Annotated in this window: 9 protein-coding genes and 2 pseudogenes; 4 read left to right on the forward strand and 7 right to left on the reverse strand. The window is 71.9% G+C overall.

What is annotated here, in order from left to right; all coding sequences use genetic code 11:
• From VP06_RS03865 to VP06_RS03880, 4 genes are all read left to right on the forward strand, one after another.
• Positions 1–1145, forward strand: a 1145-nt coding sequence (locus VP06_RS03865) for a dihydrolipoamide acetyltransferase family protein (protein ID WP_156295438.1), incomplete at its 5' end; no start/stop codon positions are given.
• A 3-nt stretch (positions 1146–1148) separates the two neighbouring features.
• Positions 1149–2543 (forward strand): dihydrolipoyl dehydrogenase, encoded by a 1395-nt coding sequence (gene lpdA / locus VP06_RS03870; RefSeq protein ID WP_048462532.1) that lies wholly within the window; start codon positions 1149–1151, stop codon positions 2541–2543.
• 74 nt (positions 2544–2617) lie between these two features.
• The gene (locus VP06_RS03875) at positions 2618–2941 is read left to right on the forward strand and encodes a hypothetical protein (protein ID WP_048462533.1); all 324 of its coding nucleotides are present in this window, start codon (positions 2618–2620) and stop codon (positions 2939–2941) included.
• 129 nt (positions 2942–3070) lie between these two features.
• Positions 3071–4114, forward strand: coding sequence for a DUF3616 domain-containing protein (locus VP06_RS03880; RefSeq protein ID WP_048462534.1), 1044 nt, complete (start codon positions 3071–3073; stop codon positions 4112–4114).
• A 119-nt stretch (positions 4115–4233) separates the two neighbouring features.
• Here the strand turns inward: VP06_RS03880 and VP06_RS03885 are convergent, their stop codons facing one another.
• The 7 genes and pseudogenes from VP06_RS03885 to ppdK all read right to left on the reverse strand — a co-directional run bounded on the left by VP06_RS03885 (position 4234) and on the right by ppdK (position 14206).
• Positions 4234–5313: a phytoene/squalene synthase family protein gene (locus tag VP06_RS03885; RefSeq protein ID WP_048462535.1), complete on the reverse strand. Its 1080-nt coding sequence runs from the start codon at positions 5311–5313 to the stop codon at positions 4234–4236.
• Positions 5294–6820 (reverse strand): phytoene desaturase, encoded by a 1527-nt coding sequence (locus VP06_RS03890; RefSeq protein ID WP_048462536.1) that lies wholly within the window; start codon positions 6818–6820, stop codon positions 5294–5296. The genes VP06_RS03885 and VP06_RS03890 overlap by 20 nt, the downstream gene beginning before the upstream one ends.
• A 248-nt stretch (positions 6821–7068) precedes the next feature.
• Positions 7069–7284, reverse strand: a pseudogene (locus VP06_RS35905) (ISL3 family transposase); the annotation flags it as partial.
• 172 nt (positions 7285–7456) lie between these two features.
• A pseudogene (locus VP06_RS03895) lies at positions 7457–7672 on the reverse strand (IS66 family transposase); the annotation flags it as partial.
• A 191-nt stretch (positions 7673–7863) separates the two neighbouring features.
• The gene (locus tag VP06_RS03900) at positions 7864–9102 is read right to left on the reverse strand and encodes a cell wall hydrolase (RefSeq protein WP_048462537.1); all 1239 of its coding nucleotides are present in this window, start codon (positions 9100–9102) and stop codon (positions 7864–7866) included.
• A 153-nt stretch (positions 9103–9255) separates the two neighbouring features.
• Positions 9256–10992, reverse strand: coding sequence for an adenylate/guanylate cyclase domain-containing protein (locus tag VP06_RS03905; protein ID WP_048462538.1), 1737 nt, complete (start codon positions 10990–10992; stop codon positions 9256–9258).
• 535 nt (positions 10993–11527) lie between these two features.
• Positions 11528–14206: a pyruvate, phosphate dikinase gene (gene ppdK / locus VP06_RS03910; protein ID WP_048462539.1), complete on the reverse strand. Its 2679-nt coding sequence runs from the start codon at positions 14204–14206 to the stop codon at positions 11528–11530.
• Positions 14207–14335 lie beyond the last annotated feature (129 nt).

A 14335-nucleotide genomic window follows, 5' to 3' on the forward strand; every position in this document is an offset into this window, starting at 1 on the left:
GGGGGGGGGCGCCGCCCCCCGCTCGGGCGCGGGAGGCCGGGGCGGCGGGAACCCCCGAGGTCGGGCGGGCCGGGGACGCCGCGCCCGGCCCCCCCGCCGCCCTGGTCCCGGCCGCGGACGGCCTGGGGCCGGCGCAACCCGCGTCCGCCCCTCCCTCCGCCGCCGCACCGAAGCCGGCCGAGCCGGCACAGCCCGCACCGGCGAAGCCCGTGGCCCCTGCCCCGCGCCCCACGGTGGCGCCCTCCTCCGGCCCGCCGCGCCCTCCCGGCGAGAAGCCGGTCGCCTCGCCGGCGGTGCGCCGCCGCGCGCTGGAGGCCGGCATCGACCTGCGCCAGGTCCGCGGCACCGGACCGGCCGGCCGAATCGGCCATGACGACCTCGACGCTTACGTGAACGCGCCGCCCGAGGAGGCGGCCCCCGCGCCCGCCGGCCGCATCGCCCGCACGGGCGTGGAGGAGATCAAGGTCATCGGGCTACGCCGGCGCATCGCCCAGCGCATGGCCGATGCCAAGCGCCGCGTCGCCCATTTCTCCTACGTCGAGGAAGTGGACGTGACGGCGGTGGAGGAGCTGCGCGCCACCCTCAACCAGCGCCACGGCGCGAGCCGGCCGAAGCTCACCCTGATTCCGTTCCTGGTCCAGGCCCTGGTGCGCGCCCTGCCGGACTTCCCGCAGATGAACGCGCATTACGACGACGAGGCGGAGGTGATCCGCCGCCATGCCGGCATCCATGTCGGCATCGCCACCCAGACCCCGTCGGGCCTGATGGTGCCGGTGCTCCGGCACGCCGAGACCCGCGACGTGTGGAATGCGGCGGCCGAGGTGCGGCGCCTGGCGGAGGCCGCCCGCAACGGGCTGGCCGCCCGCGACGAGCTGTCGGGCTCGACCATCACCCTCACGTCGCTTGGCGCCCTTGGCGGCATCGTGACGACGCCGGTGATCAACCGGCCGGAAGTCGCGATCATCGGCGTCAACAAGCAGGTGATGCGGCCGGTCTGGCGCGATAACGCCTTCGTGCCGCGCCTGACGATGAACCTTTCGGCATCCTTCGACCACCGGGTGGTCGACGGTTACGACGCCGCCCTGTTCGTGCAGGCACTGAAAAGCCTGCTCGAGACGCCCGCGACATTGTTCATGGAGGTCTGACCCGTGGGCGAGATCACCACCAAGCTCCTGGTGCTCGGCGGCGGCCCGGGCGGCTACGTCGCGGCGATCCGCGCCGGCCAGCACGGCATCGACACCGTCCTGGTCGAGGAGAACCGCTTAGGCGGGACCTGCCTCAATGTCGGCTGCATCCCCTCGAAGGCGATGATCCACGCGGCGGACGCCTATCACGCCGCCATGCTCCAGGCCGGCGACGCCTCGCCCTTCGGCCTCTCGGCCGGACCGCCGCGCCTCGACTTCCCCCGCACGGTGGCCTGGAAGGACGGCATCGTCGGGCGGCTCAATACCGGCGTGGCGTCGCTCCTGAAGCGCGGCGGGGTCAAGATCCTGCGCGGGCGCGGGCAGATGGTCGACGGCAAGACCTGCCTCGTCGAGACCGATACCGGGCCTGAGCGGGTGCGGGCCGAGCATGTGATTCTCGCCACCGGCTCGGTCCCGGCGGCGCTCCCCCATCTGCCCTTCGGCGGGCGGGTGATCTCCTCGACCGAGGCGCTATCCCTGCCGAAGGTCCCGGCCACCATGGCGGTGGTGGGCGCGGGCTATATCGGCCTCGAGCTCGGCACCGCCTTCGCCAAGCTCGGCGCCACGGTCACGGTGGTGGAGATGGCCGAGCGGATCCTGCCGGCCTACGATGCCGAGCTGACCCGGCCGGTGGCGCGGCGCCTCGGGGCTCTCGGGATCGAGGTGCTGCTCGGCGCCAGAGCCACCGGGCTGTCGGCGTCCGGCGACGCGCTCGCCGTCGAGGTCGGTGGCGAATCCCGAAACATTCCCGCCGAGGTGATCCTGGTCGCGGTCGGCCGCAAGGCGCGCACCCACGATTTCGGCCTCGACCGGCTCGACCTCGACATGAGCGGGCCGTTCCTCCGCATCGACGAGCGCTGCGCCACCTCGATGCGCAACGTCTGGGCGGTCGGCGACGTCACCGGCGAGCCGATGCTGGCCCACCGCGCCATGGCACAGGGCGAAATGGTGGCCGATCTCGTGGCCGGGCGCCGCCGCGCCTTCCACAAGGTGGCGATTCCGGCAGTCTGCTTCACCGACCCCGAGGTGGTCTCGGCTGGCCTCTCGCCGGACGAGGCCCGCACGGCCGGCCACGAGATCCGCACCGGGCTGTTCCCCTTCGCCGCCAATGGCCGCGCCATGACGCTCGGGGCCGAGGACGGCTTCGTGCGGGTAACGGCCCGGGCCGACACCCACCTGCTGCTCGGCATCCAGGCCGTGGGGGCCGGGGTCTCGGAGCTGGCGGCGGGGTTCGGCCTCGCGCTCGAGATGGGCGCCCGGCTGGAGGACATCGCCGGCACGATCCACGCCCACCCGACCCTCGGGGAAGCCTTTCACGAAGCGAACCTGCGGGCGCTCGGCGAGGCTCTGCACATCTGAAACCGGGCACCGTCGGGCGAATCGGCGCCCGATATGCGAGAGGATCGTTCGTCCAAGCCGTGGAGGAACGATGCGTGAGTGAGAGGAAGCGCCGGGCCTCGGTCGCGGAGATCCGCGGCCGGGCCTTCGGCGACGTGATCGACTGGCTGGAATACCGGGTCGCCGTGTACCGCGACGGGCTGGAGCGCCACACCGCCGCCCACGGCGCCGACAGCCGGGCCGTCGCCCTGGAGCGGGCCGCGGCATTCGAGGCCGAGCTGATCCTGCGCGAGATCGGCAAGCTCGCACAGGCGGCGCCGCGTTCGAAGGAATTCCGCGAGGCCGCCGAGGCCCGCCGCCGCTTCGTCGCCGCGCAGCGGGAGCGGGCCGGCGACACGGCCGCGCCCGACGAGGGCTGAGGCGAGGCGGCCGCAGCGCCATCCGCCGCACGAAGAATTTTCGTGTCTCGCATTGAACAGATCCGAGCCGGCGTGAAATACTGCGCAGTCGGTTCGCATCAGACGGGCCGGGATCCGGGGAGAATCGCCATGACGGGCCGGTGCCGCTTGCGCCTGGAGAGAGTCGTTTCCGTGCTCGCCCTCTGCCTCGCGGCGCAGGGCGCACGCGCCGAGGTGAAGACCGGGCCGGTGCTGACGCATTGGGGCCTGTGCGAAGCCTCCGGCGCCGTCCCCTATCCGGCCGGCAGCTTCGGCGACCGCTTCCTGGTGGTCGACGACCAGGACAACACCTTGCGCCTCTACAAGGCCGACGAATCCGGCCCACCGCTCGCCCTGAAGGGCGGCGACCTCGACGCCGCGCTCGCGACCAGCGGCCGGGAGGAGCCCGCCAAGGCCGATCTCGAATCCCTCGCCTGGCTCGGCAACGACCTCGTGCTGATGGGCTCGCATGCCCGCGACGCGGAGGGCCGCACCCGCGAGGCGTCGCGCCAGATGCTCGCCCTGTCGGTGGGCGGCGACACCAAGGCCCCGGCGGTGACGCCGAAGGGCAAGGCGGTCACGGGCCTCGCCAAGGCGATCGCCGATCTCGACCCCCGCCTGTCCGAGCGCGTCGCCGTCGATCTCGCCACGAAGGCGAATCTCAGCCCCCGGCGGCGCGGCCTCGCCCTCGAGGGCCTGAGCCCAACGCCTGACGGGCGCGGCCTGCTCGTGGGCTTGCGCAATCCGCTCAATGCCGACAACGACGCCCTGGTGGTGCCGTTCGAGAACGCCGCGGAGGCGCTGGCGAGCGGCGCGGCCCCGAAGCTGGCGAAGCCGATCGCCCTCGATCTCAAGGGCCGGGGCATCCGCGACATCGCCTATGCGCCCGGGATCAAGGCGTATTTCGTCGTCGCCGGCGGCTCCGGCAGCGGCGGCGAGGCGGCCGACCTTTACCGCTGGTCCGGCAAGGCCGGCGAGGCTCCGACCCGCGTTGCGGGGGTGGCCGAGGCGCTGGCGGCGATCCCCGATTTCCAGCCGGAGGGCCTGATCGTCGCGGCGGATGGCAAGAAGGTGCAGGTCATCAGCGACGACGGCGACATCTGCCCGGCGCGCAAGCCGCAGAGTTTTCGGAGTGTGGTGCTGGAGCTGGAGTGAGGGGCCGGGCGGGTCTCTGGCGCTTCGGTGATCGTGACCCGCACATCATCCCAGGCCCCGCCGCGAGGCGGGCCCTGGGAGGATCTCACATTGATCTCCCTTTTCTGTCGAGCGCGCCCTTACGACGGCGCCGCCCCACCCACTCGCTCCCGCTCCCGCAACGTCTCGATGAGATCGAGCACGCGCACGACCTGCGCGCCGACATTCCACCAGGCCGGCCGCGGCGCAGCCGGGGCCACCGGCATCGCCGCCACCGCCTCGACCAGGAAGGCCGCCTCCGGCAAGGCCGGCCGGTCGGCGCGGCGGAGCGACGGCGTGACCACCGCGCGGGCGAGCAACTGCACCTTGCGGGCACCCGGCACCCGGGCGCGGCGGGTGACCGGGTCGAGGCCGGCGCGGGTGAGGTCGCGGCCGATCTCGGCATAGATCAGCCCGGCGGCGCGCACCGCCGGGCGGCAGGCGGGCGGCAGCATGGCGATGCCGGATTCGGCCCGGGCGTAGAGCAGATCGGCCGCGGCGAGCAGGCGGGCCACCACGGCGGCAAGCGCGGGGCCCGGCTCCGGCCGGGCCAGGAAGGCATCGGGGTCGATCCCGGCCTCGCGCAGCCAGGTTTCCGGCAGGTAGAGGCGGCCGGCCCGGGCATCCTCGCCGACGTCGCGGGTGACGTTGGTGAGCTGCATGGCGATGCCGAGGTCGCAGGCCCGGGCCAAAGCCTCGGGCGAGCGCTCGCCCATCACCAGGGTCATCATCGCGCCGACCGAGCCGGCGACCCGGGCCGCGTAGGCGACGAGGGAGGAGAGGTCCGGGTGGCGCCGCCCGGCGGCGTCCCAGGCGAGCCCTTCGAGGAGCGCGGCGGGCAAAGCCTCCGGGATGGCGTGGCGGCTCACGATCTCGGCGAGCGCGCGGTCGGCCGGGGCGTCGGCGGGCCGGCCGGCATAGGCGGCGGCGAGGCGCGCGCGCAAGGACGGCACCGCGTCGGCCCGGGCCCCTGCCCCGTCCACCGCATCGTCGGAGAGGCGGCAGAAGGCATAGAGCCCGTAGGCGTCGCGGCGCACCGCCTCGGGCAGCAGCCACGAGGCGGCGTAGAAGCTGCGCGAGCCGGCCCGGATCGCCGCCCGGCAGGCTTTGTGATCGGCGGAGCGGGCCAGGGACGCCGCGAACGGCGTTTGACGACGCGCATCAGGCGAAGACGGCAGCATCCGGCACCACGCGATCGAGGATTTTGGAGGACGAGAGCACCCCCGGCAGCCCGGCCCCCGGATGGGTGCCGGCGCCGACGAGGTAGAGATGGCGCACCGCGCCGCTTCGGTTGTGCGGGCGGAAATACGCGCTCTGGGTCAGGATCGGCTCCAGGCCGAAGCCCGAGCCGCGCCAGGACAGGAAGTCGTCGGAAAAGTCCTGCGGCGTCGTCACCCGGGAGGTGACGAGGGAGTCCGACAGGCCCGGCAGCACCGTCGCGTCGAGGCGCGCGGCGATGCGCTGCCGAAAAGGTTCGGCGAGCGCGGCCCAGTCCTGGCCGCCGGCGAGGTTCGGCACGGGAGCCAGCGCGTAGAAGGCGTCATGGCCCGGCGGGGCGACGCTCGGATCGGTCGCGGTCGGGCGGTGCAGGTAGAGGCTCATGTCCTCGGCCAGCACTTTTCGGGAGAAGATGTCGTCGAGAAGCCCGCGATAACGGGGACCCAGCAGGATGGTGTGGTGGGCGAGATCCGGATAGGTCCGGCGCGTGCCGAAATACCAGACGAACAATCCCATCGAGGACTGGGCGCGGGAGAGGCGCCGCTCGCGCCAGCCCTGCGCCTCCTTCGGCAGCAAGTCGAGCGCCGTGACGGCGGAATCGGCGTTCGACACCACCACGTCGGCAGACATCTCGGTGCCGTCGGTGAGCGCCACGCCCCGGGCGGTCCCATCCTTCACCAGGATTCGCTCGACCTCGGCACCGCAGCGGACCTCGCCGCCCTGGCCCTCGATCAGCGCGACCATGCCGCGCACCAGCGCCCCGGTGCCGCCCAACGCCGAATGCACGCCCCAGCGCCGCTCGAGCGACGCGATCAGGCAGTAGAGCGCGCTCGCCCGGAACGGCGAGCCGCCGATGAGGAGCGGGTGGAAGCTGAACGCCGTGCGCAGGCGCTCGTCGCGAAACACCGACGAGACCAGGCTGTAGACGCTGCGATGGCCGCCGATCCGCAGGAGGTCGGGGGCGATGCGCAGCATGTCGGTGAGGCGCCCGAACGGCACCGCGCCGAGCTGCTCGAACCCGACCCGGCACAGCTCGTCGGAGAGCGCCATGAACCGGTCATAGCCGCCGCCCTCGCCGGGGGACAGGCGCTCGACCTCGGCCCGCATCGCCTCGGCCTCGCCGCACATGGCGAAGGTGGCGCCGTCGTCGAAGCGGATGCGGTAGAACGGCCGCATCGGCACCAGGGTCACGTCGTCGGAAAGACGGCGCCCGCAGAGCGCCCAGAGTTCCTCGAACAGGAACGGGGCCGTGACGATGGTCGGTCCGGCATCGAAGGCGAAGCCGTCCTGCCGATGGACCCGCGCCCGCCCTCCCGGCTGGTCGAGCCGTTCGAGCACGCTCACCCGGTAGCCCCGCGCGCCGAGCCGTACGGCCGCCGCGAGCCCGCCGAAGCCGCTGCCGATGACCACCGCACGGGGACGGCGCCGGGCGGCGGTGACCCGCGGCGGCGCATTGTCGAGTGTCAACATAAGTTGACACTATCGTCGTGGTCGTGGCGGGAGGCAAGCGGAAACGGGGCTCGCGCGACTCAGGCCTCCGCGAGCCGCCGACATGGCAGTGCGAGAGCGTCAACCTGCGCTGACGGCGCCGCTCGATCGGTTCGGCCACGATGACGGGCACGCCTCCCCTCTCCCGGGTGGCATGGCTGTCCCGGGCAATGCCCGAGACGAGAACTGGGATTGCCCCGTTTTCTGTGGTTCTTGCTGGTTTTCGTGGATTATGCGGCCAGAACCATGCGGCGCTTCAGGAGATCGAGGCGTGCCCGTCCGTACCACTGGCGCTTGGTGAGCTTGAGCCGGTTGATCTGGCCTTCCGCCTGGCTGCTACTCCATGGCTCCGTGAGAGCACCCCGGACGGCAGCGATGTCCGCCTCCAATCCCGAGGCGAACGTCGCGATGGCAGGAGCGTCGCAGCTCCGTGCTTGCGTGATCCAGGCGCGATGTCCGCTGCGGCGTCCGCATCCTGATCATCGGTGACGGTCTTGCCCTTCCCTGCGGCGCGCACCAGGGCTGTGAAGCGGCGGGCCAGACCCGTGACCGTCCGTGCGGTGTCATCCTGCTCGACGCATCTCACCACAGCTGCGTCGCTCGCATCCAGCGCCGAGGATGCACCACGACCTGATCCGGATCAGGCGTCGGCCCCTGCTTGTGACCCTCGTGCCCGGGCTTGGCCCCACCAGGCCTGGACTTCTCGCGCCGCTCCTTGCGGTCGCTCGATGGCGGCTTGGATGAGGTGCGCGAGGTCTTCTCCGGCCGGTGCAGGCGCAGCACCAGCTCGATCAGTTCCTCTTTGCTCAGGCGCTCCAGGTCGCTGCGGCGCATGACGACAGGGAATCAGCCAAACCGCTCGTGCAAGGGGCATCACCTCGGCCGAGCGCCGTCCTGATAGCCCGAACCCCCCTGGGTCATTACAAGCCGGGTGTTTTCCTATTGTTAAAAAGGCGCACTCGCGAGATCCCACGAAATTCCGGGCGATCCCGCCTGTGCCATCAGAACCTGCACGTCACACCAGGTCAGGTCTGCCCCGGCCGCAATTGGTAGAAGATGTGGCGGCCGATCACGTCCATCTTGCGCAAGCGGCGGGACCAGCGCGGTTTCACGTAATCCGCATGGTAATGCGTCGCCCCGCCGACATCGGCGAGGTAGGTGCGGCCCTCGACCACCGCCTGGGCGATGCGGGTCGCGGTCTGCCAGGAGGCGTCGTCGGTGATGCGCAGGGACTTGCCCTCGCAGGCGAAGGAGAACTGGCAGCCCATATAGCGGTGGCGGTTCTGGTAGACGACGCCGCAGATATTGGCCGGATACAGGCCGCTCTTGGCGCGGTTGAGCACCACCTGGGCCACGGCGGCCTGGCCCTGCTCGGGCTCGCCGCGGGCCTCGAAATACACGGCTTCCGCGAGGCAGCGCTGCTCCTTCTCGGCATTGTCCGGCGTGATCAGGTCAGCGTAGCGGCGCCGGTCGTCGTCGCTCGGCGGAGCCTCCGGGGCGTTGCGGGTTGCCGTCGTCACCGCGGCCTTGGCGTCGCGATCGAGGCGGGGCGACATCTGGCCGCCGGCGGCGATCTCGATCGGCGTCGCATCCGCCGGGGCTGGCGTGGTCGAGGACAGGGCAACGGCGCGGGGCACCGCCGGGGTGCTGCCGCCCTGGCCCGCCTCGCGGGCGTCGGGATCGCGCGGCCGTCCGGCGGTCTCGCCGCCCGCCGCCGCGCCGCGGGTCGGCGCCGAGGCGCCGGCCGCCGGCGAGCTGGCGCCCGCCTCGCCCAGATCGGCATCCGGCAGCGGCACGAAGATGCCCTGGGGTTCGAGGTCCGGATTCCAGGTCGAGGCGCCGGGCGTGAAGGTCGAGGCGACGCTCGGCCGGTCGCTGCCGAGCCAGCCGGCAGTCAGGGCGGCCGGACGAGCGCCGCCGCCGACACGGGACGGCACCAGGGCGTCGCCCTTCTGTGCGCGCTGGGCCAGCGGGCGGGTGCGGGCATCCGCCTTCATGTCCGGCCGCAGGGGCGCGGCGTCGAGGACGAGGCGCGAGGAGCCCCCGAGACCGGGGCTGCCGAGACCGGCGGCGGTGAGGCTCGGGCCGGTCAGGCTCACCGGCGCGATCAGGCCGCGCTCCGGCAGCGGCGGCACCCCCCGCGGCACCAGACGGGCGACGGCGCTGGAGCCGAGCGAGGATTCGTAGCCGGCCGATGCCGTGAACGAGACCAGCACCCCGAGACCGACGGCCCAGGGCGCGACGGCGGCGGCGAACCAGCGCATCCCCTTCGTCCGCCGCACCTGCCGCCTGCGCAAGTCCCGCTTGCGCACGTACCGCCTGCCCAAGGTCCCGACCCCACGCCACGCGCCCATTGCCGGCCCGTGCAGGACCGACACCCGTGGCGGCGAGTGTCGCGGGGTATGGTTGAGCGTCGGTTAAGCCACGGCAGGCCCTTGCAACCGTTCGGCGAGGTCGGCGGCCCGCGCGGCATAGACCACCGGCAAGGCTGCCTGCACGCCCCGCACCGCCACGGTCTCGACCCGCAGGCCGTCGAGGGGCATGCCCGCCCGGTGCGCCGCCTCGGCGGAGGCGACGAGCTGCACGTCGGCCGCCTTGGCGAGGGATTCGAGCCGGCTCGCCAGATTCACCGCCGGGCCGATCACCGACATCCCCCGGCTCGCGCCGTAGCCGAGGCGGCCGAGGACCAGCGGGCCGGCATGCAGGCCCATCGCCATCCGCAACGCGGCCGGCAGCTCGGCGGCGAGGCGGCGGTTGAGGGTCGTCACCGCCCGGTCGACGGCGCCGGCGGCGGTGAAGGCGGCCCGGCAGGCCGGGCCGATCCCGTCCGGATGGGTGAACAGGGCGAGCAGCCCGTCGCCCGCATAGCCGCCGATCCAGCCCCCCGCCGCCTCGATCTCGCGGCCGGCCGCCTCGAAGAAGTGGTTGAGGATGAACACCACGTCGAAGGGCAGCTTGCGCTCGGAGAGCGGCGTGAAGCCGCGGATGTCGATGAACAGGATCGCGACCTCGCGCTCGATCCCGGCGACGTCCGTATTGGTCAAATGCTGGTCCGCGGAGTCGCGGCGCGGGTCGAGGATGCGGATCACCGCCACGTCGCCGCCGGGCCGCGCCTGGCAGGCGAGGCGGACATTGGCCGGCGCGCCGATCGCCCGCAGGGCCGCGACCTCCTGCGCGCCGGGTGCCGACAGGTGCGCCTCGCCGGCGACCACCAGCACCCGGCAGGTCGAGCAGCGTCCGCGCCCGCCGCAGACCGAGACATGGGGCACCCGGTTCGCCCGGCTGATTTCGAGGAGCGTCGGCCCTTCCAGGCTCTTCACCGTGGGACCACCGACATAGGCGATGCTGAAGCGCCGGGCCCGCAGGGTCGCGGCCGCCCGCACCAGAACGATTCCGAACGCGAGGGCGACCGCGACATAGATCGCGCCGGTGACGCTGCCGCCCCAGGCCGCGACCGTCGACTCCACGGACGGCACCTGCCAGCGGGCAGCGAGATCCGGCGCGTCGAAGCGGCGCGCCAGCACCATGTCCCGATCCATGAGACGGCCCTGCGTGACGATGCCGGCCAGCGCCGCGGCCGGCAGGCCGACGGCCGGCACGGCCAGCAGCGGCGCCACCCGCCGGTAGAGCGGCGACAGGCGCAGCCAGGCATGCAGGCCGAGGCAGCCATGCAGCCAGACCACCAGCAGCAGCGCGGTCTGGTACCCCATGCCGTCGGGCCAGATGCGGACGATCACGTAAGGATAGGTAGTCGACGTCCCGTCCACGAGGTTGGCGATCCGCGTCCCCATGACGTGCGGCACCAGCAGGAACGGGATCGCGACGCCGAGCAGCGTCTGTGCCGCCTCCCAGGGCGGCATCCGGAGCGTCCGGCGCTCGGCGAGCCGGACGAGGACGAAGGCGACATGGGCCAGGAGCGCGAGGCCGAGGATCAGGCTGCCGGGAAGCGAGCGCGTCACCGCGAGCCGCCAGCGGGCGGCGTCCATCATTGTCTCGAGGCCGACCAGGCCGAGCGCGTGGTTGGCGAAATGGGTGGCCGCGAAGGCGAACAGGATCAGCCCGGAGACCAGCCGCAGGCGCTGCGCGAGCGAGCCGCGCCACAGGCGGGCGCCGGCCTCCGGATCGGGACGGCCGGCGGGAGGCGGCTCGCGCATGGGATCCTCTGGGGTCCTCTCTTGGCTCGGGTTTCCCCTCTCCCCGCGGGTGGGGAGAAGGCTTCATCGACCTTGTCGTCGATGACGTGAGCCCGAAGGCGAGGGTGAGGGGACATGTCCGCAGGAGCCTCGTTCGGCACCGCCCCCGCACCCTCGGCGAGAGCATTTTCCGACCAAGTGGATACCGGCTGGTCGCAGAAAATGCGGCAAAATCAAATGCCTAGAGTACTGCCCGATTGCAACGTGATCGGGCAGTGCTCCTAGCGCCTCGCTTTGGTGACGACAAGGTCACCAAAGCCCTCTCCCCGCGCGCGGGGAGAGGGGAGTGCGAACGGCCCGAAGGGCAGTCCGCGCAGGTCCGTTATACCAACGGTCGAAAGAGAACGCCCTTCGGGACCGTTCTCAAATTTTCGCCAAGTCCAAGGTTCCGGACATCGGGGCTTGGCATCGACACCTCAAGAGGGGGGCAACGGCCGCGTCGATCTCGGGCCTGCCCGAGATCGAATCGATGCGTCAGCATCGTCGGCCGCTGGTATTACGCCTCGCCGCGGCCCTTCACCTTGAGGGCGGCCTGCGCCGCCGCCAGCCGCGCGATCGGCACGCGGAAGGGCGAGCACGAGACATAGTCGAGGCCGGTCTCCTGGCAGAAGGCGATCGAGGCCGGGTCGCCGCCATGCTCGCCGCAGATGCCGAGCTTCAGCGTGTCGCGCACCGCCCGGCCGCGCTCCGCGGCGAGCCGCACCAGTTCACCCACGCCCTCCTGGTCGATCGACACGAACGGATCGGCGGCCAGGATGCCGCGCTGGGTGTAGGGTCCGAGGAACCGCCCCGCGTCGTCGCGGCTGATGCCCAGCGTGGTCTGGGTCAGGTCGTTGGTGCCGAAGGAGAAGAACTCCGCCGTCTGGGCGATGTCCCCGGCCCGCAGTGCGGCGCGCGGCAGCTCGATCATCGTGCCGACCTGATACTCGACCTTGCTGCCGGTCTCGGACGCCACCGCCTGCGCCATGGCGTCGATGCGGGCCTTCACCAGGTCGAACTCGGTGCGGGTGAAGACCAGCGGCACCATCACCTCGGCGATGATCGGCGTGCCGGTCTGTTGGGCGGCCTCGACGGCGGCCTCGAAGATCGCCCGCGCCTGCATCTCGGCGATCTCCGGGTAGAGGATCGCCAGCCGGCAGCCGCGGAAGCCGAGCATCGGGTTGAACTCGTGCAGCTCGTTCATCCGGCGCCGCACCTTGTCCTCCTGGACGCCGGTGGCGGCGGCGACCTCGCCGATCTCCTTGTCGGAATGCGGCAGGAACTCGTGCAGCGGCGGGTCGAGCAGGCGGATCGTCACCGGCAGGCCCGACATGATGGTGAACAGCTCGACGAAGTCCTGGCGCTGGTACGGCAGGAGCTTGGCGAGTGCGGCGCGGCGGCCTTCCGCGTCGTCCGCCAGGATCATCTCGCGCATCGCCACGATGCGCTCCTCCTGGAAGAACATGTGCTCGGTGCGGCACAGGCCGATGCCCTCGGCGCCGTACTTGCGGGCGGTGCGGGCGTCGAGCGGGGTCTCGGCGTTGGTGCGGACCTTCATGGTCCGCACGGCGTCGGCCCATTCCATCAGCGCCGCGAAGTCGCCGGACATCTCGGGCTCGATCATCTCGACCGCGCCTTGCATCACCTGGCCGTTCGAGCCGTCGATGGTGATGCGGTCGCCGGCCTTCAGCGTCACGCCGCCGACCGACAGGGTGCGGGCGGCGTAGTCGACCCGGATCGAGCCGGCGCCGGAGACGCAGGGCTTGCCCATGCCGCGGGCGACCACCGCCGCGTGCGAGGTCATGCCGCCGCGGGTGGTCAGGATGCCCTCCGCGGCGTGCATGCCGTGGATGTCCTCCGGCGAGGTCTCGACGCGGACCAGGATGACCTTGCGCTCGGCCTTCTTGGCGGCCTCGGCCTCCTCGGAGTTGAAGACGATCTCGCCGGACGCCGCGCCCGGCGAGGCCGGCAGGCCGGTGGCGATGACCCGGCGCTCCGCCTTCGGGTCGATGGTCGGGTGGAGCAACTGGTCGAGGGAGGCCGGCTCGACGCGGCCGACCGCCTCCTCATGGGTGATGAGGCCCTCCGCCGCGAGTTCCACGGCGATGCGCAACGCGGCCTTCGCCGTGCGCTTGCCGTTGCGGGTTTGCAGCATCCAGAGCTTCCCGGTCTCGACCGTGAACTCCATGTCCTGCATGTCGCGGTAATGGTGCTCGAGCAGGCCGTAGATCCGCACGAGTTCCGCGTAAACCTCCGGCATCGCCCGCTCCATCGACGGCTTGTCGGAGCCGGATTCGAGGCGGGCGGCCTCGGTGATGTCCTGCGGGGTGCGGATGCCCGCCACCACGTCCTCGCCCTGCGCGTTGATCAGGAACTCGCCGTAGAGCGCCTTCTCGCCGGTGGAGGGGTTGCGGGTGAAGGCAACGCCGGTGGCCGAAGTCTCGCCCATATTGCCGAACACCATGGCCTGGACGTTGACCGCGGTGCCCCAGCTCGCCGGGATGTTGTGCAACTCGCGGTACTTGTTGGCGCGCGGGTTCATCCACGAGCCGAACACCGCGCCGATCGCGCCCCAGAGCTGGGCCTGCGGGTCCTGCGGGAAGTCCTCGCCGAGTTCGCGCTTCACCAGCGCCTTGTACTCGCCGATCAGATGCTTCCAGTCGGCGGCGCCGAGGTCGGTGTCGAGGGTGAGGCCCTTGTCGTCCTTGTAGCGCTCCAGCACCTCCTCGAAGGAATGGTGCTCCACGCCCAGCACCACGTTCGAGTACATGGTGATGAAGCGGCGGTAGCTGTCATAGGCGAAGCGCTCGTCGCCGGCGCCACGGGCCAGGGCCGCGACGGTGGTGTCGTTGAGGCCGAGATTGAGCACCGTGTCCATCATGCCGGGCATCGACGCCCGGGCGCCCGAGCGCACGGAAACGAGCAGCGGCGACTCCGCATCGCCGAAGCGGCGCCCGGTCAAGGACCCGACCGCCTCGAGCGCAGCCGCGACCTGGCCCTCCAGCTCCGGGGGGTATTGCCGGCCGTGGTCGTAATAATAGGTGCAGACCTCGGTCGTGATGGTGAAGCCAGGCGGCACCGGCAGCCCGAGATTCGACATCTCGGCGAGGTTCGCGCCCTTGCCCCCGAGCAGGTCGCGCATCGCCGACTTGCCTTCGGCCTTGCCGTCGCCGAAGGTGTAGACCCACTTCGCCATGTGACTTCCGGCCATGTCTCTCGTCCGTTCTGAGCGGCTGCCGCCTGACGTTCCGCCGCCGGGTTGGACCATTCGCAACCCCAACGCAAGCTGAACGGTTGTCCTGTTCCGGCCCGTTCGCGCTGGGAA

The sequence above is a fragment of the Methylobacterium aquaticum genome, assembly GCF_001043915.1.
In the GTDB taxonomy this organism is placed as follows: domain Bacteria; phylum Pseudomonadota; class Alphaproteobacteria; order Rhizobiales; family Beijerinckiaceae; genus Methylobacterium; species Methylobacterium aquaticum.